Here is a 22,194-nt window from a genome sequence, read left to right on the forward strand (position 1 = left end):
GTCGTCTGGTTCACGGGTACCACCTCCTCGGTCTCTCGCACGGCCTCCGGCAAGTTAGCAGTGGCCGCCGTTGCGCCGCCAGCGCTTTTGCCGTCTCGTAAGGTGAGCGGCGGACGAGGGGGTGGCGGTGAGCGGATCGGGGCGGGCTCGGTTGCGCTCCGCCGTGCTCGCCGCCGCGTGGGCGCGGATCCCCGGGGTCGAGGTCCTGTCCGCCGGGGACGGCGGGCCGCTGACGCGCACCGTCAAGAAGATCATCGACCCGCTGGTCGTCCGCACCGCCGCGCGGCCACGGCTGGGGCGGCCGCTGCTCGAACCCGCCGAGGCCGCGGAACTGACCGCGCTGCTGCTCGCCGACGCCGCGCGGCTGCGGGCGACCGCCGCGTGGTTCACCCACCTCAAGCGGCAGCGCCGGGCCCTGCGCATCACCGCCGGCGACGTCCAGGACGTCTGCTTCCCCTTGGCCTACGAGCTGGCGACGGGTTCCGGCGCGCCGGGCCCGGACGCGCCGGAGGCCGCCGCGGCCGCGCTGCGCGAGCTGCACGGCGACGGCGAGGAAGCCGGGGTCGCGCGGCTGGCCGCGTACCTGGCCGATCCGCTGGTGGCCGCCGAGCTCACCGCGGAACTGCGCCGGCTCTGGCCGGCCGAGCCCGTGCTCCCGCACGGGGACGCCGTGGCGCTGCTCGGCGCCTTCGCGGACGACCTCGGCGAGGACGCCTGGCGCGCGCTCGCCGGCTCCGCCGCCGGACACGCGCTGGGGCTCGCCCTGCGCCACCCCGGCGGCACCGCGGCCGTCCCCGGTTCGGCGGAACTCGGGCTGCAGCGCGGGGAGCGCACCGCCGTGCCCCCGCTGCGGCGTCACGACGAAACCGGGCCCGAGCTGCTCGAGCGCAGTGTCGAACGGCGGGTGCGCGCCACCTTGCGCCGGCTGCCCGCCGACGAACGGGGTGCCGTGGAGGCCCTCGTCGACGACGAGCTCGCTCGGGCCGCTGCCGGGTTCGGGCTCGGCCTGCCCGCGCTGGCCACCTGCTTCGCGCTCGGCGTCGTCGTCGCCCCCGCCCTCCGGCCGCTCGACGGCGCTGCGCCCGGCGAGGCGCCCGGACTCGCGCGGGAGCTCAACGCCCGGGTCGCGCGCGAGGGGTACGTGCTGCACGCGCGCCGGGCGCTGGCCGGCACCACACCGCTCACCGCGCGGCCCGACCCCGAGCTCGTGCGCGACCTGCGGGAGTTCGCCAAGCAGTTCCTCGGCCGGCTGTGGATCCGGCTGCACGGCTTCGACGTCCGCGGCGACCGACCGGCCGACGCCGCCGACGTGCGTGACCTGCTCACCGGCGTCGTCCGCTCCACTTCGCTGGACTTGCGGACGAAGGTGCGTCGTGCGCTGGTGGCCCGCCTGCCGGATCTGGAGGCCGTGTCGTGACACACCCGGTGCACACCCCCGTCATCGCGGCGGACGGCGGGCTCGTCCGGTTCGCGCTCGCCGAGCTGCTCGCGGGCGGGCCGCGGACGATGCGCGTCGAACTGAGCGACGCCGCGGCCGCGGAACCGTGGCTGACGCGGCTCGTCGGCGAAGAAGCCGCGCTGGCCGCTCTCACGACCGGGGCCGCCGAGGTGCCCGCCCGGCCGGAACTGGCGGACCTCGCGCTGCTGCTGTGGGCTCGCCGGTGGTGGCCCGCGAGTCCCGGCCTCGGCGTTGCGCCGCTGGATCCCGCGCTGCTGGACCTGGAAGCCGCGGTCGCGACGGCGGCCGTGGCCGAAGGCGTGCTGGACGGCTTCGAAGCCACGCCGGGCGAACTGTTCGACGCCGCCGCCGAAGGGATCGCCGCGACCTCGGTCGCCGAAGAGGTCCGCGAGCTGTGCCTCCGGTTGGCGGCCTGGTTCGACGAGCGGGACGACGTCGTGCGTGCCGAAGCGGCGGCCGCGCTGGCGGCGGCCGTCTCGCCGGGACAGCGGGCGTACGCGCTGGCCGCGGGCGCCGGGGGGATGGCGGCCGGGGACGGGATCGTGGCCGAGGGCCGGGCGAGCGTCGACTGGGCGCGGGTGCCGCCGGGGATCCTCGACGCCGCGGACGACACCGTGACCTGGCGGATCGTCGCCGCGCCGACCGGCACCCGGCTCGAGGTCGAGGTCGCCGGGGCCTTCGCCGACGCGGCTCTCACGGCGTTCGCCACCCGCGACGGCGAGGTCGTCGCGGAAGTTCCGCTGCACCTGGGGGCCGCGCGGTTCGCCGGCGCGGCGGACTTCGCCGGATCCGTCCCCATCGGACTCGTCGTCGGCGTGACGGCGGAAAGCATCACCGGGACGACGCCGGAAGACCGCGCCGAGGTGGTCGCGCTCGTGCGGGCGCGCGAGGCGCTGCCGCCGACGGCCCGGACGCTGGCCGAGCGCGCGGTGGCCGCGGCCGCCGGCGAGGAGTTCTGACGTGCTCGCCGGTCTGCCGCCGCCGCTCACCCCGCCGGACCGGCCGCTGCCCGCCGAACTGGCCGGGGCGAGTTCGCACGGCTACAACTGCCGTTGCGTGGCAAGGCACTTCGGCCTCGACCCGGAGCCGTACGGCGAACTGCCGGCGTGTTCGCTCACCGAAGCCGAGTACCGGCGGCTGCTGGGAGACGCCGTCGAGACCCAGCAGAAGGCCAAGCGGCTCGCCGCGGCGCGAGATTTCGCCGGCGCGCAACGGGAATACGGCCGGCTGCGGCAGTTCGCGCAGCGGCTCGACCGGACCGACCTGGAACTCGCCGCCGTCAGCGATCTGGCCACCCTCCGCTACGCCGCCGGTGACCTGCGCACCGCGCGGCAGTGCGCCGAGGCCGTGCTGGCCGCCTTCCCGGTGAGCGCCGCCGCGGCCGTCCACTTCGGACAGTACGCCGAGCTGCGGATGATCGAAGGATCCCGCGAAGTCGCCGACCGCGTGCTGATCTCGCTGTCCACGGAGGAGGGCGACGTCGGCCGGGCCCGCGAGCTGATCGCGGGACAGCGGCACCGGGCGGCGCAGCGGAAGGCGGCCGGGCCGGCGCAGTACCCGCCCGAGCTGCTCGACCCGCACGGCGCCGACGAACTGGAGCTGCGCATCCTCGAGGTGCGCGTCGAGGCGGCGGCCGGTGACCCGGCCGGCGCGCTGGCCGCGCTCGACGGGATCCTCGCCGAGCTCGACGGGATCCTCGCCGACGAAGCTCAAGTCGAATCGCTGCGGGTGATGGCACGCGCCGAACGCGCCCGCCTCCGCCAAGCCGGTGGCGAGAACGCGGACGCGCGGGCCGACCTGGTCCGGCTCGACGCCCAGCACGAAGGCGCGAAGTTCGCCATCGACCTCGCCGCGGACCGCGCGCTGGGCGGCGATTTCCCGGGCGCGGTCGCGGCGATCGCCGCCGCCCGTGACGAGCTCGCGGCCACCGGCGCGACCGGTGACGTGGCGGAGGCGAGCCACGCGCTGGGCACGCTCCTGCTGCTCGCGGGTGACCCCCGCCAGGCTCGTGCTCAGTTCGAGCACGCCGGCCGGCTCTGGACGGCCAACGGCGACACGCCGGGTCTGCGCCGGCTCGACGTGGCGCTGGCCCGGTGTGCGGCGGCCGAGGGGGATTGGGCGACGGCGGAGGAGCACGTGACGCGCGCGCGGGCGGCCGGGGAGTGGCTCCAGCGCCTGCACACGGACTTCGTGGCGGCCACGATCGGCTTCGCCCGCGGCGAAGACCTCCCTGCCGTGCTTGACCTGCTGCTCCCGGTGGCGCTGGCGGCGGCGGACTACCGGTTCGAGTTCGCGTCGCCGCGGGCGCGCACGGCCTGGGCGCGCGACGTCGCCGGCCCGGCGACCGAACTGCTGATGACGGTGCTCGCCCGGCTGAAGGCGCCGCGGCTGGCCGCCGAACTGATCGAGCGCACCTGCGCGGTCGGCGCGTACACCGGGGCCGGGGCGCCCGCGCTCGACCTGACCGGCACGCTGCCCGGCCTCGAACCCGCACCGCCCGGCGCCGGGCTTCCGTTGGCCGCACTGGGTTCCGTCACGGCGTCGCTCCCGCTGCGGCTCGCCCCGCCGCCGGCCCTGCGCTGGTCGCCGGACGCGCCGATGGAGCTCGACCGCTGGCTCGGCGTCGCCGCCGACCGGTACGGCTCGCCCCGGCCGGACCCAGTTCCCGTCACGACGTGGCCCGCCGCCGCACCCGGGCGCGAGACGTTCCTCCTGCGCTACGCCGACGCCGGCCACACGTATCTGAGCTGGCGCAGCACCGAGGACCTCGACGCGGTCCACGTCCACTCGATCGGCGCCGAGTTGGTCGCGACGGCCCGCGAGGTCCTGGCCGAGGCGTCGCCGACACCGCGTGAAGGGGAGAGTGCCGCCGACGCCGTCCGGCGCTCCCTCGGCGAGGACGCCTTCGGCAGCCTCGCCGGCGAACAGCGCGTGGCCCGGGTGCTCGCCCTCAACCTGCTGCCCGCGGACCTCGTCACGCGGCTGCGCGACGCCGCGGCCGGTGGCCGGCGCCCGCTTCTGCGCGTGCAGCCTTCGCCCAGCCTCGCCGCGGTGCCGTGGGGCCTGCTCGCGCTGCCCGACCGGCGGCCGGACCAAGCGCTCGAACCCGGCGAGGAGGGCAGCTGCTTCGACGGCGACGAGCGCGTTCTCGACGTCGCCGACGTCTCCCTGCTCGCGCCCGCCGGGATCCCGCGCCGCCCGCCGCGGGCCGCCGAAGGGCCGCCGGTGTACCTGCTCGACCCGCGGATTCCCGGCCAGAGCGCGTTCGGCGAGCTGGGCTCGGTGCTCGGCAAGCAGGAGCCGGCGTCGCCGCTGATCCGGTACCTGGACGCGCGGCTCGCCGCCGGCCCGGTCCGGCCGGCCGCCGCGCGCGGGCTCGACCTGGTCCGCCGCACCGACACCGACCGGCGGCTGCTCACCCGGCTGCTGGCCGAGCCGTGTTCGCGGCTGGTGTTCGCCGGGCACGTCAGCCAGGTCCGCGACGAGCACGGCGCGCAGACCGCGCTGCACCTGTCGTGCCCGGCCGACGTGCCCGGCACCGCCGAGCCGATCGGAGCGCACCGGCCATACACCGCCGCCGACCTCGCACTGTCCGATGTGGACACCATGCCGGCGCGGGTGGCGCTGATCGGCTGCGCGAGCGCGAGCGACTTCGGCCTGCCCGAGCCGTTCGGCGTGCTGCTCGCCGCGGTCGCGGCCGGCGCCCGCCTGGTGGCCGCGACGGTGTGGGCGCTGCCGACGTCGGCGGCGGTGCCCGGCGCGGACCCGATGGCCGAGCTGGTGATCGCCGTCGACACCGCCCTCGACGGCGACGACCCCGTGACCGAGCTGTGCGCGTGGCAGCGCACCCGGCTCGCACGCTGGCGCGAACAGCCCGAGCCGGCCCGCTCGCCCGCCTTCTGGGCGGCGCTGACCTGCCTCGACGCCTCGGACGACGGGCAAACCTGGGTTCGGTAGCACCGCGGCCCGCCGAAGCTGTGCACACCGCACAGAGAGGCAGGACCGATGTTCAAGAAGATCCGCCGTCAGCTCGACGAAGCCACCCAGCAGGGCGCGGCCCGCGGCGCGCAGCAGTTCCAGCAGCACGCGGAGCAGTTCCGCCGGGCGGCCGCGGCCCAGGGGTACGACATCACCCCGCAGCTGCCCACGCCGCAGCTCGCCGCACAGGCGTTCCGGGCGATGAACGCCGACCCCGAGACGGCGGCGTTCCTGGCGCTGCCCGCCGAGGAGCAACTGCGCCAGCAGCGGGAACTGCAGGCCTACGGCACGGAACTGCGCCGCCTGTACGACACCGGCGAGCGGGCCACCCTGGTCGTCCGCGCACTGGAGCCGACTGACCGGCCGCTCGCCGGGCAGGCCCGCTACACCGCGACGCTGGAGGTCACCCGCGCCGACGGCACCACGTACCGGACGGTGACGCCGCTGATCACGCCGATGGCGACGGTTCAGCAGTACGCCCCCGGCACCCGCCACGAGGCCCGCGTCGACCCAGCCGATCCGGCGAAGGTCGCCGTGTTCGGCCCGCTCGATTAACGCCGCGGTGTCGGGGGCTGGTCGGGGGTTGGAGGGGTCGCGAATGAGTCATTGGCGGCGTTGGGGGTCCCGAATGAGTCATTGGCGACCTTGGCCCGCTCGCCTGGCGCTGTGGTGTCAGGGCGTTGCTCGGCGGCTGGAGGGGTCGCGAATGGGTCATTGGCGGCCTCGGAGGTCCCGAATGAGTCATTCGCGACCTCGGCCCACCTGCCCGACCCGCAGGACCGGCCCGCAAGACCGGCGCGCCACGGCGACTCGGCCGTGAACCTGAACCGAACCGAAAGGAGGCGCGGTGTTCGCCTACGGATTACCGGGGGACCCACGGCTGAGCAACCACCGTCGACGCGGGCGGTTGTGGCTGCTCGGCGTGCCCACCACACTCGCCTGGGCCGCGGCCGGCTGGTCCGGCTCGCTCGGGCTGCTGGACGGCTTCCGGCTGATGTCGCTGAACCGCGTCGACGCGTGGGGGGCCGACGCGGGCCCGGTGGCTTCGCTCGTGTTGTTCTTCAGCCTCTCGATCACGGTGGCGTCGTCGCTCGGCTTCGCGATGCTGTGGGCCGCGGGCCCGTCCCTGGACCGGCTGTCCACCGGCTTCCGGGCGGGCTCGCTCACCGCCGCACTGGGCGTGGCGCTCGGCAGCGGTGTGGCGATCCCGTCGTGGACGCCACCGGAAGCGGTCGGGCGGCGGCTGCCGTTCCTCGACGGCGACGGCGAGCCGTGGTCCGATGTGGACTGGGTCGTCTACTACGAGCCCTACCTGGTGCCCGCGGTGTCCGCGCTGGTGGCGCTGGTGCTGATCGTGGTGCTGCTGCGGGCGTTCCTCACCGAGGCGGAGGCCGACGACCGCACCGAAGCCCTGCGCCGGTACGGCCGCGAGGTGACCGGGACCGTCACGCACGTCGAGTTCACCAACGTCTGGGTGCTGGGCAACCCGCGGTTCGTGGTCCACGTCCGGTTCACGGCGGAAACCGGGGAGCGCTCGGTGGTGACGACCATGATCACGCCCTTCCTCCAGGCCCCGTCCCGCGGTTCGGCCGTGCGCGTCCGCTACGACCCCCAGAACCCGGAAGCCGTGCTGGTGGAACCGGATCCGGCCGAGTCGCCGTTCTGCTGAGGAGTTCCGATGTCCCTTGCCGCACTGGTGCGCGGTTTCCTCGGCGGCGGCGTCGCCGGGGTGGCGCTGAACGCCTTCGTCACCGGGACCGTGCTCGAACGGGTCCCGCTCGTCCTGACCGGCCTCGGCCTTCCCGTCGCGTACGGCGTGCTGCTGTTCCTCGCCGGGCTGCCTCGCCGCGCTCGCGAGGCGGCGGTCGTTCCCCGCGTCGCGCTCGCGAGGATCGAAAGCCGGCGTGCCGGCGGCACCGAAACGGGGGACGTCCCGCTCACCTGCGTCCTCACCGTCGCGCCCGGCGGCGAGCCGTCGTTCCGCGTCGAGATCACCCACCACGTCAACCTGGCCGACCTGCCCGGCGTCCGGACGGGTGACGTCGTGGTGGTCGAGTACCCACCGGACCGGCCGTGGCGGGCCCGGGTCGTGCCCAATCCGACGGCGGAGTGGCGGCGCCGGGCCGAGGGGGCGGTGGTCGAGCCGGCGCCCGAGTCCGCGACGGTCGCGCCGCCGCCGGAGGGGTGCGGGTTGGCGGTGGCCGCTTTCGCGGGCTTGCTGATCGGCGCCGCGGTCGTCGTGGGGGTCTTCCGGGTGGAACTGTTCAGCCCCGGGGCGGAACCGACCACGACGAGCACCGTGGCCGCCCTCCCGGACGCCGAAGAACTGCGCGAGGCGGGGCTGCCGGCGGACCTGATCCCCGAAGTGGTCGGGCAAGCGGCGAAGGCCCTCGACGTGGGGTCGCCGCGGACCTGGCAGTTCACGATCGTGCGGAGCGACGGCGACGTCACCGTCCGGGTCACCGTGAGCGGGCCCGGGGGCACTGCCTCGTTCGCCGTGCCGCCGCGGTGAGGCTCAGCGCCGGCTCGTCGACGCCGCGCAGAGCGCCAGCCGCTCGCGGGCGTCGGTGAGGGTGGGGTAGACCGGGAGCAAGTGCTCGAGGTGCAGCGCGGCGATCGGCCGCCGCACCGCGTGCTGGTCACTGGCGATGACGCAGGGGATGCCGGCGGCGTGCGCTTCGGCGGTGGTCAGCAGCAGCACCCGCAGGGCGGCGGCCGAGCAGAAGCCGACCCGGGTGAGGTCCACGAGCAGCGCGGGCGGGCGTTGGGCCAGCTCGGCGCTCAGGCGTTCGAACAGGCGTTCGGCGAGGTGCTGGTCGAGGTCCCCGACGGCCGTCAGCACGGTGGACTCGCCGCTCGCGGTGACCGTGACGGTCGTGGTCCGCCGGTGGAACCGGGCTACCGGATCTTCAGTGCGCATGGGTCCTGCCACCTCCGATGTGGACGGCGGCTCCACGGAGCCGAGCCGACGCGAACTGCGTCACGGCTGCTGGGCTGAACCGCGGATACTGGTGGTCTTACCCAGAACCCGCGCGGTTGAAGCACCGTGCTCGTCACCCGGCCGGGTACTGCGTTTTCTCGAGCAGCCGGGCCAGGTGGACGGCGTTGCGCACCAGCGTGGCGTTGGTCGACGCGACGGCTTCGGGTGTCTCTTCGAGGTCGTTGTAGTCGCCACCCTGCATGGCTTCGCCGTTCCAATAGGTCCCGCCCTGAGCGGGGATCGAAAACCCGATGTCGTTGAGCGCCTGGAAGAGGTCGGCGATGATCTTGTGGGCGCCGTCCTCGTTGCCGACCGCCGCGGCCACGGCCACCTTGCCGAACATCGCCGGGCGGCCTTCGTCGTCCGTTTCGGACAGCTCGGCGTCGAGCCGTTCCAGCACGCGCTGCGCGACGCTGGACATGTGCCCGACCCAGGTCGGCGTCGCGACGAGCAGGATGTCGGCGTCGCGGATCTTGGCGCGGATCGACGGCCACTCGTCGCCGTCCCCCATGTCCGCCTCCACCCCGGGCCGCACGTCGTGGTCGACGACGCGCACGGTCTCGCCGGTGACGCCCTGTCCGGCGAAGAGTTCGAGGAGTTGCGACGTGATGAGGTCACTGCTCGACTTCGCGGGCGAGGGCTTGAGGGTGCAGACGAGAGCCAGGACGCGCATGGAGTACCTCCGTGTCGGTGTGGGGTCGCCGAGCCCGGATTCCCCGCGGGACGACTGCCCAACCGGGGCATTCACCTGCGCCGGCAGCTCCGTGCCGGTTTCCCTCAGCCGGGCACGTCGTGGGTCGAGCAGTGGATTCCGCCGCCGCCGGCGGCGATGGCGTCGATCGGGACGAGGACCACCTCGCGGCCCGGGAAGTGCTCGGCGAGGGTTCCGCGGGCCTGGTCGTCGGCTGCCGCGTCGCCGAACTGCGGGAGGAACACCGCGCCGTTGGCCACGTAAAAGTTCGCGTACGACGAGACGAACGCGTCGCCGCGGCCAGTGATGCGATCCGGGTCGGGCTGGGGTAGGTCGACGACCTCGAGGCGCCGCCCGGCGGCGTCGGTGGCCTCGCCGAGGACACCGCGGGCCTGGTCGCCGGAGCGGGACCAGACGTCCGGGGGAGTGCCGGGGAACGCCTTGTCCAGCAGCACCACCCCGGGCGCGACGTAGCGGACCAGGCAGTCGACGTGGGCGTCGGTGATGTCCTCCCCGCGCACGCCCGCGAGCCAGATCACCGTACCGACCCCGAGCGTGCTCTTGAGGTCGTCTTCCACCCGCTGCCGGTTCTTGCCGGGGTTGCGGTTGTCGTTGACCAGCGAACTTTCGGTGACCAGCAGGGTCCCCTGGCCGTCGGTCTCCAGTGCACCGCCCTCGGCCACCAGCGGGGTCACCACCCGGGGCAGCCCGTACTTCTCCAGCACCGCGCGGGCCACGCCGGAGTCGGCGGCGTGGCGCTGCTTGCCGCCCCAGCCGTTGAAGGCGAAGTCGACGCCGACCGTCTTCCCGCCCTCCCGGACGAAGACCGGCGCCGTGTCGCGGGCCCACAGGTCGTCGGTGGGGATGGGGACGACCTCGACGCCGTCGCCCACGGCGTTCTGGGCATCGCCGAGGTTCGCGGGCTTCGCGAGCAGGACCACCTCCTCGAAGCCGGCGACGGCGCGGGCGAGCCGCGCGATGTCCGCCTGGACCGCGGGCAGGTCCTCGCCCCAGATGCCCGTCGACGACGGCCACGACATGATCGTGCGGACGTGGTGGTCCCATTCGGCGCCGAAGGTCCGGCCGGCCGGACCGCTCCCGCCCGCGGCGGCCGGTGCGCCCTTCGGCGCCGGGGAGGTGCACGCGGCGAGCGCGGCGGCACCGAGCCCGGCCGCGGCGGTGAGGGCACTGCGACGGGACAGGAGTTCGGAAGGCATGTCCCCAGCCTGACACTGACTGAAAATTCAGTCAAATCGAAACTGACGAGATCTTCAGTGATGTCAGCGACACGGGTTCAGGGGCCGAGTTCGGCGATGATCGCGCCGAGCAGCAGGTCACGCGCCCGGGCGAGGGGGAGCGTCCCGGACAGCCACCGCTCGGACAGGCCTTCGACCAGCGCGGTCAGCCGCTCGGCGACGTCCTCCGCCGCGGCGGCCGGTGCCGCGGCCGTGACCAGTTCGGCGATCTCGGCCACCCACGTCCCGGTGGCGCCGGCCAGGCGGTCGCGCAGCTCGGGCTCGAACACCGCGCTCGCGCGCAGCTCACCCCACGCGAGGCTGTTTTCGCGGACCTCGTCGACGTCCTGCAGCTCCAGCAGCAGGCTCTGCTCCAGCCGGGTCCGCGCGTCCCCGGAGTCCGGCACGGCCCGGGAGGTGTAGCGCTCGGCGCGGTCGTTGACGTGGTCGAGCGTGGCGCTCAGCAGCCCGGCGCGGTCCTTGAAGTGGTAGTAGATGAGACCCGTCGACGCGCCGGCCTCGGCCGCGACCTCCTCGACCCGCAAGCCGCGGACCCCGCTCCGGGCGATCATGGCGACCGCCGCCCGCAGGATGAGGTCGCGTTTGCCCGCCACGCCGCCGCCTTTCGTTGACTGAAGCTTCAGTCAACACCGTAGGGGCCGTCGAAGGCAGGGGGCACCGCTGGGCATGGCTGACTCCCGGTGAGCCGGCCCCTGTGCGGGTGGCGGCGCCACGCAGAGGATCGAGGTGGAACCGGTTCCGAGGATCGCCCGGCGGCGCCGAACTGTCAAGGCTTGACAGGCCGGTGCCGGTGGTATGAACCTTTCTACCGATCGTCCCCGCCGGCCCTCGTGGGCATCCGCCCGGCGCTCAGGGGCGAGCCGGACGACGCCGTCCCCTGACCGGCGGCGGGTCCGACCACTTCCCCGGCCAGGGAGGAACCATGCCCACGATCGCCCCGCCGCGGCTGCGCCGCCGCGGACCCACCACCCGACTGACGACCTTGGCGGCGGCTCTCGCGGTCGCCGCGCTCGGCCTCGTCGCCCCCGCCGCGAGCGCGGCGGATCCCCTTATCTCCCAAGGCAAAGCCGTGACGGCGTCTTCGGTGGAGAACGCCGGAACGCCCGCCACCGCCGCCGTGGACGGCAACACCGCCACCCGCTGGTCGTCGCAGTTCAGCGATCCACAGTGGATCCAGGTCGACCTCGGCGGGGCCGCGACGGTGAGCCAGGTCGTGCTGCGCTGGGAGGCCGCTTACGCGACGGCGTACCAGATCCTGGTGTCCGACAACGGATCCACCTGGTCCACTGTGTACCAGACGACCACCGGAACCGGCGGCACGCAGACGCTGAACGTGACCGGCTCCGGGCGGTACGTGCGCCTGAACACCACCGCGCGGGCCACGCCCTACGGCGTCTCGCTCTGGGAGTTCCAGGTCTACGGCACCGGCGGCGGCACCGTCCCGACGCAGCCCGGCACGCCGCCGGACTCGTTCTGGGGCGACACCGGCAGCATCCCCGCCGCGCGGAACGTGCTCACCGTGAAGGTGCTCAACCGCACCAACGGCAAGTACCCGGACAGCCAGGTGTACTGGAACTTCGGCGGCCAGACCCACTCGATCGCCGAACAGCCCTACCTCGACATGCCCGCGAACTCCGCCGGGCGGATGTACTTCTACCTCGGAACCCCGAACGGCCAGTACGCCGACTTCATCGAGTTCACCGTCGGGCCGGACGTCTTCAACGGCAACACCACCCGGGTCGACGCCTTCGCGCTGAAGCTGGCCATGCGGCTGCACGCCCACGACGGCTACGACGTCCAGGTGGGCGACGACTACGGGCTGTTCCAGGAGGACCGTTCGGCCACCTTCGCCCGGTTCCAGGCCGAGGTCCCGACGGAGTTCAAGGGCCTGGCGACGGTGAACGCGCCGTACCGGATCCCGGCGCCGGGCAGCGCGCCGGACTTCCGCGCGGGCGGCAAGTACGCGAACTACTTCACTTCCTACGCGCAGTCGGTGGGCGTCAACGAACCGACGTCGAACATCACCGGTTGCGCCGGTTCGCTGGCCGGCAACCCCGACATGTGCGCGGCGCTCAACCGGCACACGGCGCACCTCCCGCAGTCCCAGTGGCAGGACCCGGCGCGGTACTACCAGGCGGCGCCGGCGAACTACTACGCGAAGTTCTGGCACGACCACGGCATCAACCGCCTGGCGTACGGCTTCCCGTACGACGACGTGGCGGCCCAGTCCTCGTTCGTCTCCCACGGCGACCCGCAGTGGCTGGTGGTCGCGGTCGGCTGGTGACCCCGGTGGCCGGCGGCGTGGCGGCTCCCGCCACGCCGCCGGTCGCTGTCCGGGTTCAGTTCGAGGCGGCCGCGGCGCGGCGGGCGCGGTAGGCGCGCATCTTGTGGCGGGCGCCGCAGACCGAGGTCTCGCACCAGCGGCTCACCGCGTTGGGGGAGCGGTCGTAGTAGGCCCACAGGCAGTCCTCGGCGCCGCAGATCTTCAAGCGGGACAAGGAGCCGTCGAGGCGGGCGGTGACCACGGTGGCGAGCACCCGGGTGATCGCCGCGTCCAGCGAAGTGGCGGCGTCGCCCACGAACTCGGCGCCGGGCGGCTCGGCCCGCAGGAGCGGGCGGGTGCCGGTGCGTGCCAGTTCGCCGTTGAGCACGGCCGCCGCGGCCGGTGCGCCTTCGCCGCCGTGCAGCAGCTGCCGCAGCGCCTCCCGGACCTGGCTCATCCGCGTCAGGTCCGCCTGCGCCGGCCGGGCCGGGCACGGCAGGCCCTGGGCTTCCGCCCACGCCACCAGGCCGGCCGCCGTGGTCAGGTCGTCCCGGTTCTCCAGCAGCTCCCGCGTGTTCACCAGGCTCTGGACCACGGTGAGCGGAGGGGGAGCGGCCGGACGCGGAGTCATGCCCGGCACGTTACCAGTAAGTTCGCCTGCTGGTTACCACCGATGGAGCAACTACGCCTGTTCTGGTGTTTAGGAAAGTAGTTGCCGGGTAGAGCCACCCAGTCGGGTTACCAACAATCGGCTTTGTTGGTAACGTCGACCGGGTCGAGCCGAGGAGGTGAACACCGTGACCGAAACCACCGCTGAACGTCGTTCACCGGCGGGAGTCGTGCGCCCGGTGCTGCCGGTGGCCGCGGCCGACCTGGCGGACGGCATGGCGTTCGGCGCGCTCGCGGCCTCGGTCGGGATGGGCGTGCTGGCCCCGGTGGCCATGTCGCTGCTGGTCTTCTCCGGCAGCGCCCAGTACGGCGCCGTCGCTGTCATCGGGCAGCACGGCTCGGTCTGGGCCGTGGTCGGCGCCGCGGCCGCACTCAACGCGCGGTACCTGCTGATGGGCACCACGATCGCCCCCGCACTGACCGGGTCCGCCTGGTCGCGCGCGGGAACGGCCCTGCTGATCACCGACGGGTCCTGGGCGATCGCGCACCGCGGTGACGGCCGCTACGACCTGCGCACGCTGCGGGTGGCCGGAGCGCTCTGCCTGTGCGGCTGGACCGCCGGGACGGCGCTGGGTGCCATCCTCGGCGACGCGATCGGCGACCCGGGCCGGCTCGGGCTGGACGCCGCTTACCCGGTGTTCTTCCTGGGGCTGCTGCGCGCGCACCTGAAAACCACGCGCGCGTGGATCCTGGCCGTGCTGGGCGTCGTCGCGGCGGGTGCGCTGGTTTCCTGGGCGCCCCCGGGCGTCCCGGTGCTGGTCGCCGGCGCCGCGGGGGCCGTGGCCGGTGCGGCGCTGGGGGTGCGGCGATGACGTACCAGTGGCTGATCGTGCTGGCGCTCGGCGCCACGGCGCTCACGTTGCGGGTGGTCGTGCCGCTGGCGGCCGGCGGGCGGGAACTGCCCACCTGGCTGCGCAACGCGCTGACCTGCGCGACCCCGGCGCTCATCGCCGGTCTGGTGGTCACCTTGCTGTGGCCGACGTCGGGCGACGTGTCGTCGCTGCGGACGCTGACCGCGTTGGCGGGTGTGGGTGCCGGGGTCGTGCTGCTGGCCGCCAAGCGGTCCATCCTGACCGCGATGATCGGCGCCGCCGTCGTGAGCGCGGTGCTGCGCGTGGTGCTCGGCTGATTCCTCCGTCTTGGAGAAAACCGGGGCGGAAAACGCAGGAATCGATTTCGCAAACTCGAAAAGTGTGCTCATCCCACGGAGAGGGTGAATGGGATGACGGGGCGAAGCTGCTCTCTTGGAGTGAAGGACGTTGCCGTACCGGCCACGGCGGGTGAAAGCGCTGCCTGCCCCTGCCCGCCTGATGGGAGCAGTTTGCCGGTCATGTCCGGGTGGTATTCGCAGAGCAGGAAACCAGTGGTCGTTCGTGGTCGAGAAGGTGCTTCGGACGCCGATGGGGGAAACGTCGTAAAGGGTTCGGTGCCGGCCGGGAACAGCCGGCCGCTGGGAGGTTTCGTGTTCGGGACCGAGTTGCTCCACCACCACGAGGAAGCGGCCGCCATGGCCGATCGGAGAGCCGGACGGCGGTACCGCGACCACGGCGTGCGCGCGGCGACCGTGCCGCGAAAATCCACCCCGTCCAGTGAAGGGAACATTCGCCCGGGTACGGGGTCCGAACCCCGTACCGCTCGCGCGGACCGGTGGTGAACCGAGCTGTGGACACCGCATCTTTGACCACTTTCCTCAGCGTGGCCGAAAAGTCGAGCTTCACCAAGGCGGCCGGCGACCTGAGCGTCGCCCAGCCGACGGTGACCGCCCGGATCAAGAAGCTGGAGCGCGACCTCGCCTGCGACCTGTTCCACCGCACCGGCGCCCTCATCCGGCTCACCACGGCCGGCGAGCGGTTCCGGCGCTACGCTCACAAGATCGTGAAGCTGAGCCGCATGGCCGAAGAGATCGTGCTGGCGGGCACCGCGGTCGGCGACGCGCTGACCGTCGGCGCCGACAGCGGCCTCACGTCCTACCGGCTGGTGCCGATCGTCGAGTACCTGTACCGGCGGCACCCCGAACTGGCGCTGGAAATCCGGCCACTGGAAGAAGACCCGTGGAGCCGGATCGGCGATTCCGATGTGGACTGCGCGTTCTTCATCGACGTCTGCGAGTCTTCGTCGAAGGCCGATTCGACGCTGCTGTGCCCGGAGCCGCTCGTGGTGGTCACCGGCCAGGACGGCCCACTGGGCCCCGGCCCGGTGCCGACCGCCCGGCTGGCGCGGCAACCCCTGCTGTGCGCCCACCGCGGGAGCGGCTACCAGCGCCTGTTCGAGCGGACCCTGGGCGACGCCGCGGACACGCACGTCCGGGCGTTGACGTTCGGTTCGATCGACGCGGTGAAGCACGCGCTGACCGCGGGCCTGGGCATTTCGCTGCTGCCCCGGCTGAGCGTCGCTTCCGAGCTGGCGGAGGGCCGCCTGGTCGAGCTCCCGTGGACGGCGCCGTTCCAGGTCTTCACGCAGCTCGCCTGGCACCGCGAGATCCGCACGGACCCGCGCTTTTCGGTACTGCTCGACGCGGCGGCGCGGGCCACCGCCGAGCAGGTCGCGGACGCCACCCCGGCTCGCCGCTCCGCGCAGTAATCCTTTCCCGCAAACCCGTGAAGGCCTCCTCACCAGCCGGTAAGGAGGCCTTCATGGATTTCGGAGCGGCGCGGGCTCAGGCCCCGAGCGGGTACTGCTCCCGCCCGTACAGCACCGTCGGCGCCGCGTTCGTGTCGCGCAGCCAGACCACCTGGCCCACGACCACCGTGTGGTCCAGCAGGTTCGCCGTGTCGCCCACCTCGCAGACCAGTGCCATCACCGCCGCGGAGAGCACCGGGATGCGGCGCTGCGGGGACCACGGGACGCCGGCGAAGCGCTCGGCCGGGCTGCCGGTCGCGAACTTGCGGGTCAGGGCCCGCTGTGACCAGGACAGCGTGTTGACGGCGAAGGAGCCGGTGTCGAGGATCGCCGCCAGGGTGCGGCTCTGGCTGCCCAGCGACACCAGGACGCTCGGGGTGTCGGCCGACAGCGACATCACCGCGTTGGCTGTGCAGCCGACGGGGGCGTCCTCGGAGCCGGTGGTCAGCACCGTGACGCCGGTCGGCAGCTTCGCGATCGCCTGGCAGAACCCTTCCGTGGGCACCAGGTTCGGTGGGAGCGTGGCGGTGGGTGCGGTTTCCATGGTCGTTCCTTCCCGGGCGCCGGCGGTCATCCGCGCTGCCCGATCGCGTGCGCGGTGAGCGCCGAACGGTCGATCTTGCCGTTGACGTTGAGCGGCAGCGTGTCCAGCACGCTGAGCCGCCGGGGGACCATGTAGCCGGGCAGCCGGTCGGCCGCCGCGGCGAGCAGCCGGTCGGGGTCCAGGCCCGAGCCCGTGCACACCGCTTCGAGCTCGGTGGTGCCGCCGCTGCCCGGCAGGGCCAGCACGATCGCGTCGCGCACCGCATCCTGGTCCCGCAGCACGGCCTCGATCTCGCCGAGTTCCACCCGGTAGCCCTGCACCTTCACCTGCTGGTCCGACCGTCCCAAGTGGACGAGCGCACCGTCCTGCCAGGACACCCGGTCGCCGGTGCGGTACCACGCGGTGTCGTCGAGTTCGTCGTCCGGGCCGTGCACCCGGGCCGTCCGGTCGCCCGGGCCGAAGTGGTAGAAACGGCCCTCGTTGGCCGCCGGGTCGAGGTAGCCGGGGAACCGCTGGGGCCCGCGCGCGCAGAGTTCGCCCTCCACGGCGGGGCGGCCCTGGTCGTCCAGCACGACGTGGGTGACGCTGGGGTGGGGCCGCCCGATCGGCACGGTCCCGTTAGGGGTGCGCGGCCAGTCCGCCGGATCGGCGGGCAGCCGGAATTCCGCGCAGCTGATGGTCAGTTCCGTGGGGCCGTAGAGGTTTTCCACGATCCCGCCGGGTGCGGCGCGCTGCCAGGCTTCGGCCTGGTGCGTGGTCAGCGGCTCACCGCAGAACAGGCTCCAGCGCAGCGTCGGCATGCTCCCCGGCCGCAGGCTGCGCAACCGCTGCGCGTAGGACACCATCGAGGGCACCGCGAACCAGTGCGTGAGCCGCTTCTCCGCGACGAACCGCACCGGCGCCAGCAGGTCCTCGCGGCTGGGGACGACGAGCGTCGCCCCGCCGCTCCAGGCGGTGAACATGTCGAACACCGACAGGTCGAAGGTCAGGTCGAACGTCTGCGAGACGCGGCTGCCCGGCGCCATGCCGTACCGCGGCACGACGTGGCCGAGGTAGGAGCAGACGTTGCGGTGCCGGATCGGGACGCCCTTGGGCTTCCCGGTCGAGCCCGAGGTGAACAGGATGTAGGCCAGGTCTTCGCCGCGGGGCTCGGGCGGGGTGCGCGCGGCGCCGCCGGAGGGCTCGGCCATGACGAGTTCCGGCACGCCGAGGCCGGCGCTCTCCTCGGTGAGGATCACGTCCAGGCCGGCCGCTTCGGCGATCATCCGGTTGCGCTCGCGGGGGAACGCCGGGTTGAGCGGGACGACCGTGCTGCCGAGCCGTTGCGCGGCCAGGTATCCGGCGTAGGTCAGCACGCTGCGTTCGGCCAGCACGCCGATCCGGGCGGGCACGGCTCCCACCGCGCTGACGGCCTCGGCGGCCACGTGCCCGGCGAGGTCCCGCAGTGCGGTGTAGGTCAGGGTGCGCGCGCCGACTTCGAGCGCGGGTTCGTCGGCGTGCTTCTCCGCCGACGCGGCGAACCACTGGTAGAGCGTTTCCATCGTGTCATGCCTCCTGTTCCGGTCCGGTCGTCTTTTCGTTGGTGCGCAGCAGGTCTTCGAACGTCCGCCGCAGCAGTCCCGCGCGGGGACGGCCCCGGGCGGCGGACGCCGCGGCGAACCGGACGACCTTGGGCAGCTCGCCCCAGCTCACCGCGGCCGCGGCGGCATCCTCCGCGCCGATTTCGCCGTTCGCGGCGAGCACCTCGAGGCGGTAGGTGTAGTGCCGGCTCGCGGCCCACAGGTCGTCGCCGTAGCGGGCCGCGGCGGTCTCGTCCTCGGCCAGCACGCAGCCGATGCGCCCGAGCACGTCGGGCAGGCCGCACGTCCACTCGCCGGGGTCGGCCGCGGTGGCCTCGCCGGTGGTGCGCGCGAGCCAGCGGAACAGGTCCGCGTGCACCGGCTCGACGGCGGCGCCCAGCGCCAGGCGGTCGCGGTTGGCGATCTCGGCGGGCCACGGGGTGTGCGGGGCCAGCGCGCGCTCCAGCGCGGCGTCGTCGAGCCAGCCGAGGAACGGCTCCTGGCCGCCGAGCGGCGTCAGCGCGCAGAAGTGGTCGCCGACCAGCCACCGCCCGTCGCGCCGGCCGAGCAGCAGCAGCCAGTGCGGCGAGTGCGCGATCCCGTGCGCGGGCGACCAGGGCAGGTGGAAGGTGTCGGCGACGGCCAGCACCCGCCCTGAGCGCGTGAGCTCGGCGACCAGGCCCTCGGCGGCTCGCGGCCAGTCCGGGGCGCCGCGGTAGCCGAGCGGTGCCCGCGCGGTGCCGCCGTCGACGCGGGTGTGCTGGGAGAACGCCAGCTCCCCGGTACCGCCGTCGCACCGGACCGCCAAGCGGACGGCGTGCGCCAGGCGCGTCTTGACGCCGGGGTCGTCGGTTTCCAGGTAGGCCACCAGGTTGGTGGTGTAGCAGCTGAGTTCCGGGACTACGTCCGGAGCGTTGATGAGGTGCACGTCGACCTCCGTTGTCGTGGTGGGTCACCGAGGGGGTGCGGGGTGGAAGGCGCAGCTCAGCGGCACCGGCGACCGGGTGCGCAGGCTCAGCCAGGTGAAGCGGCCCCAGCGTCCGGACAGCGCGCCGGGCGGGACGTCGATCGACCACGGCCGCCCGCCCATGCCGGTGCCGTCGGCCTTGACGCACGCCTCCTGCACGGTCCACACCCAGGCGAACTCCCGCGCCCGCCGGGCCCGCGGGAGCGCGGTGACGGCGGGAGCGTGCGAGCCGAGGCACCGGCGCACGGCCGAGTCGCTGAGCCGATCCGGTGGCAGCTGGACGTCGACGCCCACGTCCCCGTGCGCGCACACGGCCGCGGCGATCCGGTCCCCGTCGTGGGAGATGGTGATCCCGGGCAGCGCGAGGTCCGGCGCGCCACCCAGCCGTGGCTTGCCGGCGGGGTCGATGCGGACGGGCAGCGCGGCGAGGTCGGGCCGGACCCGGCGCAGCAGCCGCCGGAGGAGGTGCCGCCCGGCGAGGAACTCGGCCCGCCGCCAGGCCGGCCGGCCACCGGCTTCGGCGAGGTCGCCCGGGTGAACGTCGGGCTCGCCGAAGTCGGCCCGGTCGGCCGAGGCGACCCAGACACCGGGCGCGACCTCGGTGCCGTCGGCGGTCACCTCGGGAAGCACCGCACTTTCACGTGAAAGTGCCGGTCCCAAGGCCGCACTTTCACGTGAAAGTGCGGCTAGGAGGACGGGTGGGGGCACCGGCTCTCGCGGGCTCATGTGCGCAGCTCCGCGAGGAGGGGCTCGGCGCCGTCGGCGATGGCGGTGAGCATCAGCTCGGTCACGCCGCCGCCGATGCCGAACACCGCCGCCTCCGCTCGGACCAGCTGGAGGCCGTCGTCGGCGAAGCCGTCGGCGCCTCGCCAGCGGGCGCAGCGGGACAGCACCTCGTCGGCGGTCAACCCGATCGCCGCCTTGAGCATTGCCGCGCTCGTCGGGTCGTGGTCGGCCACCACCCGCTCGGCCAGTGCCTCGTGCAGCGCGCGCAACGAGCGCACCCGCACCAGGCAGGCCGCGAACTCCTGACGGACCGAGTCGTGGTCCCACAGCGCGCGGCCGTCGATCTCCCGGCGCGTCAACGCCTCCCGGGTCTCCGCCAGCACCCGGCTGGTGAGCGCCGTGGCCCACTGCGCGCCGGCGAGACGCTCGGTGCCCATGTGCCGGGCGAACAACGCCAGCCCGCGGCCCGGCCGGCCGAGCACCGCCGACGCGGGCAGGCGGACGCCGGAGAACTCGACGTGGCCGATGCCCGCGCCCGGGAGCAGCGTGGTCGTCGCGGGGGTGACCCGGACGCCCGCCGCGTCGGCCGGGACCAGGACCCACGTGAACGCCGTGAAGTGGCGTCCGGGCCGGTGGCGGGCCAGCACCAGGAAGTACGCGGCGCGGGTCGCGGTGGTCACCCACCGCTTGCCGCCGTCGAGCCGGACGGTGTCCCCGTCGAGCTCGACCTCCGTGCCCAGCCCGGTGAGGTCGGAGCCGGCCGCCGCGGCGTCCGTGGCGGCCAGCGCGACCTCGCAGTCGCCGTCGGCGACGCGGTCGAACTCCGGGCCGGTCCCGGCGGCCAGGATCGGCAGCGCGCTCGCCGACTGCACCAGCACGCTCAGCGTGATCCCGTTGTCGCCGCGGGCGTCGACCGCGCGCAGGGTGGCGGCGAGCCGCCCGGGGTCCGCGACCAGTCCGGTCGGCGTGCGCTGCCGGTACTGGTCCCGCAGCACGCCGGCCGAACCGAGCCGCTGCCACACCTGGGCGCCGCCGGCTTCCCGATCCACAGTGGACAGCACGTCGCCGTCCAGGATGGCGGTGTCAGGCAAAACGCACCTCCTGGTCGAGCAGGGTGAGCCGGCCGTCGGCGAGGTGCAGCCGGTCGTTGCTGTAGTTCAGCACCGCCGAACGCAGGTCCCGCAGCGACTGCTCCAGCCGCGTCGGGGAGTCGCGCAGGTAGCCGTGGCGCATCCCGACCGCGTCGACGAGCTCGTCGACGGCCCGGTAGCACTCCTCGGCCGCGGTGATCTTCACGGCGTTGATCAGCAGCTGCACCTTCGGCACGCTGAGGTCGGCGGTGGTCTCGACCACCTCGCGGGCGTGCGAGATCAGCGCGTGCACGGTGTCCAGCCGCTGGCGCGCCCGCGACAGCCGGGTCATCAGCAGTTCGGAGCTCAGGTCCGTCTTGCCGCGGCTGCCGCGCACGGACGCGATCACCCGCGACAGCGCCCCGGCCGCCGTGCCCAGCCAGCAGGACGCCCAGCCGAGGTGGGCCATCGGCCCGAACACGGTCGTCACGATGGTGTGGAAGTCGCCGTGGCGCCCGACGACCTGGTGCGCCGGCAGCCGCCCGCGCAGCTTCATGGCGCCGCTGTCGCTGGCGCGCATGCCCAGCGGGTTCCAGCCGCCGGCCGGCTCGATCTCGACCTGTGCGCGGGAGGCGTAGACCAGCGAAACCTGGTTGTCCGCCTCGGAATCCGGGGAGCGCAGGGTGATCAGGAACCCGTCGGCCTGCTGGCCACCGGTGACGATCGGGGCGAAGCGGTCGACGAGCAGCTCCCCGTCGCGCCAGGCCGCGGCGGACTCGGCGGTCAGCAGATGACCGCCCTTGCCCGCCTCGGTGGTCACCGAGCCGAGGTAGAGCCGGCCCGCGGCGATCTCGGGCACCAGCTCCTCGCGCAGCCGGCCGTCGGCGTGCGCGAGCACGGCGGCCACCTGCTGGCAGTGCATCGCGAAGATCATCGCCAGCGACATGTCCACCCGGCCCAGCTCGGTGCTGATCTCGAGCACGTCGGCCAGCGACCCGCCGAGCCCGCCCTCCCCGGCGGGCACCTGCAGCCCGAGCAGGCCGGTCGCGCGCAGCTCTTCCAGCGCCTCCACCGGGAACGTGGCTTCGTCGTCGGTCCGCCGGACGTGCTCCTCGGCGACCTTGGTCACGCGCCCGACGAGCTCGGCGAGCGGGGCGGCGGTCACGACGACACCTCCTGGCGCTCCAGCTGGGCCGCCACCGCGGTCCACAGCGTGCCGCCGGTGGCGAAGGTGGCGTCGGTGATGTCCTCGTCCGGCAGCGAGACGCCGAAGACGTCCTCGATCTCGAACAGCACGTTGATCGACTGCATCGAGTCCAGCCCGCGCTCGCGCAGCGAGTCGTCCGGGCCGAGCTCGCGGCCGTTGAGGAACTTGAGGTACGGGGTGAGCAGTTCGGCCATGCGGGGGTCCAT

The 22,194-nt window shown here is 73.9% G+C and carries 22 protein-coding genes; 10 read left to right on the forward strand and 12 right to left on the reverse strand.

Features of this window, described 5'->3' with window-relative positions; translation table 11 throughout:
- Positions 1–127 precede the first annotated feature (127 nt).
- The 6 genes from SD460_RS22080 (at position 128) to SD460_RS22105 (ending at position 7,949) form a co-directional block, all read left to right on the forward strand.
- Positions 128–1,417 carry a hypothetical protein gene (locus SD460_RS22080; protein ID WP_318306653.1) on the forward strand — a complete coding sequence of 430 codons (1,290 nt, stop codon included), beginning with the start codon at positions 128–130 and terminating at the stop codon, positions 1,415–1,417.
- Positions 1,414–2,418: a hypothetical protein gene (locus tag SD460_RS22085; protein ID WP_290061285.1), complete on the forward strand. Its 1,005-nt coding sequence runs from the start codon at positions 1,414–1,416 to the stop codon at positions 2,416–2,418. Before SD460_RS22080 ends, SD460_RS22085 begins: the two co-directional genes overlap by 4 nt.
- A gap of 1 nt (position 2,419) precedes the next feature.
- Entirely contained in the window at positions 2,420–5,416 is a 2,997-nt protein-coding gene (locus SD460_RS22090; protein WP_318306654.1) for a hypothetical protein, read from the forward strand.
- A gap of 48 nt (positions 5,417–5,464) precedes the next feature.
- Positions 5,465–5,992, forward strand: coding sequence for a DUF3592 domain-containing protein (locus SD460_RS22095; RefSeq protein WP_290061282.1), 528 nt, complete (start codon positions 5,465–5,467; stop codon positions 5,990–5,992).
- Between the two features lie 367 nt (positions 5,993–6,359).
- Complete coding sequence (locus SD460_RS22100) at positions 6,360–7,106, forward strand: DUF3592 domain-containing protein (protein WP_318306655.1); 747 nt, start codon at positions 6,360–6,362, stop codon at positions 7,104–7,106.
- A 9-nt stretch (positions 7,107–7,115) separates the two neighbouring features.
- Positions 7,116–7,949, forward strand: a complete 834-nt coding sequence (locus tag SD460_RS22105) for a hypothetical protein (RefSeq protein ID WP_290061279.1) — start codon at positions 7,116–7,118, stop codon at positions 7,947–7,949.
- 3 nt (positions 7,950–7,952) lie between these two features.
- On the opposite strand, the gene SD460_RS22110 is transcribed toward SD460_RS22105, so the two are convergent.
- From SD460_RS22110 to SD460_RS22125, 4 genes are all read right to left on the reverse strand, one after another.
- Positions 7,953–8,357 carry an STAS domain-containing protein gene (locus SD460_RS22110; protein WP_290061277.1) on the reverse strand — a complete coding sequence of 135 codons (405 nt, stop codon included), beginning with the start codon at positions 8,355–8,357 and terminating at the stop codon, positions 7,953–7,955.
- 133 nt (positions 8,358–8,490) lie between these two features.
- On the reverse strand, positions 8,491–9,090 hold the full coding sequence (locus SD460_RS22115; protein WP_290061276.1) for a flavodoxin family protein: 600 nt from the start codon (positions 9,088–9,090) through the stop codon (positions 8,491–8,493).
- 104 nt (positions 9,091–9,194) lie between these two features.
- Positions 9,195–10,325 (reverse strand): agmatine deiminase family protein, encoded by a 1,131-nt coding sequence (locus SD460_RS22120; RefSeq protein WP_318306656.1) that lies wholly within the window; start codon positions 10,323–10,325, stop codon positions 9,195–9,197.
- 77 nt (positions 10,326–10,402) lie between these two features.
- Positions 10,403–10,957: a TetR/AcrR family transcriptional regulator gene (locus SD460_RS22125; RefSeq protein WP_318306657.1), complete on the reverse strand. Its 555-nt coding sequence runs from the start codon at positions 10,955–10,957 to the stop codon at positions 10,403–10,405.
- A gap of 329 nt (positions 10,958–11,286) precedes the next feature.
- Here SD460_RS22125 and SD460_RS22130 point away from each other — a divergent pair, with 329 nt between their 5' ends.
- A complete protein-coding gene (locus SD460_RS22130; protein ID WP_318306658.1) occupies positions 11,287–12,648 on the forward strand; it encodes a beta-1,3-glucanase family protein in 1,362 nt (453 codons plus the stop codon).
- 55 nt (positions 12,649–12,703) lie between these two features.
- Here the strand turns inward: SD460_RS22130 and SD460_RS22135 are convergent, their stop codons facing one another.
- Positions 12,704–13,258 carry a CGNR zinc finger domain-containing protein gene (locus tag SD460_RS22135; RefSeq protein WP_290061907.1) on the reverse strand — a complete coding sequence of 185 codons (555 nt, stop codon included), beginning with the start codon at positions 13,256–13,258 and terminating at the stop codon, positions 12,704–12,706.
- Positions 13,259–13,424: 166 nt separating this feature from the next.
- Here SD460_RS22135 and SD460_RS22140 point away from each other — a divergent pair, with 166 nt between their 5' ends.
- The 3 genes from SD460_RS22140 (at position 13,425) to SD460_RS22150 (ending at position 15,876) form a co-directional block, all read left to right on the forward strand.
- Complete coding sequence (locus SD460_RS22140) at positions 13,425–14,108, forward strand: AzlC family ABC transporter permease (RefSeq protein ID WP_290061908.1); 684 nt, start codon at positions 13,425–13,427, stop codon at positions 14,106–14,108.
- Positions 14,105–14,425, forward strand: coding sequence for an AzlD domain-containing protein (locus tag SD460_RS22145; RefSeq protein ID WP_290061909.1), 321 nt, complete (start codon positions 14,105–14,107; stop codon positions 14,423–14,425). The genes SD460_RS22140 and SD460_RS22145 overlap by 4 nt, the downstream gene beginning before the upstream one ends.
- 533 nt (positions 14,426–14,958) lie before the next feature.
- Positions 14,959–15,876: a LysR family transcriptional regulator gene (locus tag SD460_RS22150; RefSeq protein ID WP_290061910.1), complete on the forward strand. Its 918-nt coding sequence runs from the start codon at positions 14,959–14,961 to the stop codon at positions 15,874–15,876.
- 76 nt (positions 15,877–15,952) lie between these two features.
- Here the strand turns inward: SD460_RS22150 and SD460_RS22155 are convergent, their stop codons facing one another.
- From SD460_RS22155 to SD460_RS22185, 7 genes are read right to left on the reverse strand one after another with little or no spacing between them, the layout of a single operon-like run.
- A complete protein-coding gene (locus SD460_RS22155) occupies positions 15,953–16,459 on the reverse strand; it encodes a flavin reductase family protein (protein WP_290061911.1) in 507 nt (168 codons plus the stop codon).
- 26 nt (positions 16,460–16,485) lie between these two features.
- Complete coding sequence (locus SD460_RS22160) at positions 16,486–18,000, reverse strand: amino acid adenylation domain-containing protein (protein ID WP_290061912.1); 1,515 nt, start codon at positions 17,998–18,000, stop codon at positions 16,486–16,488.
- Positions 18,001–18,004: 4 nt separating this feature from the next.
- Positions 18,005–18,946, reverse strand: a complete 942-nt coding sequence (locus tag SD460_RS22165; RefSeq protein ID WP_318306659.1) for a hypothetical protein — start codon at positions 18,944–18,946, stop codon at positions 18,005–18,007.
- Positions 18,947–18,970: 24 nt separating this feature from the next.
- Positions 18,971–19,711, reverse strand: a complete 741-nt coding sequence (locus tag SD460_RS22170; RefSeq protein ID WP_318306660.1) for a 4'-phosphopantetheinyl transferase family protein — start codon at positions 19,709–19,711, stop codon at positions 18,971–18,973.
- Positions 19,708–20,802: an acyl-CoA dehydrogenase family protein gene (locus SD460_RS22175; protein WP_290057395.1), complete on the reverse strand. Its 1,095-nt coding sequence runs from the start codon at positions 20,800–20,802 to the stop codon at positions 19,708–19,710. Before SD460_RS22175 ends, SD460_RS22170 begins: the two co-directional genes overlap by 4 nt.
- Positions 20,795–21,946 carry an acyl-CoA dehydrogenase family protein gene (locus tag SD460_RS22180; protein WP_290057394.1) on the reverse strand — a complete coding sequence of 384 codons (1,152 nt, stop codon included), beginning with the start codon at positions 21,944–21,946 and terminating at the stop codon, positions 20,795–20,797. The genes SD460_RS22175 and SD460_RS22180 overlap by 8 nt, the downstream gene beginning before the upstream one ends.
- Positions 21,943–22,194, reverse strand: coding sequence for a phosphopantetheine-binding protein (locus tag SD460_RS22185; protein WP_290057393.1), 252 nt, complete (start codon positions 22,192–22,194; stop codon positions 21,943–21,945). The genes SD460_RS22180 and SD460_RS22185 overlap by 4 nt, the downstream gene beginning before the upstream one ends.

The sequence above is a fragment of the Amycolatopsis solani genome (assembly GCF_033441515.1).
Taxonomy (GTDB): Bacteria; Actinomycetota; Actinomycetes; order Mycobacteriales; family Pseudonocardiaceae; genus Amycolatopsis; species Amycolatopsis solani.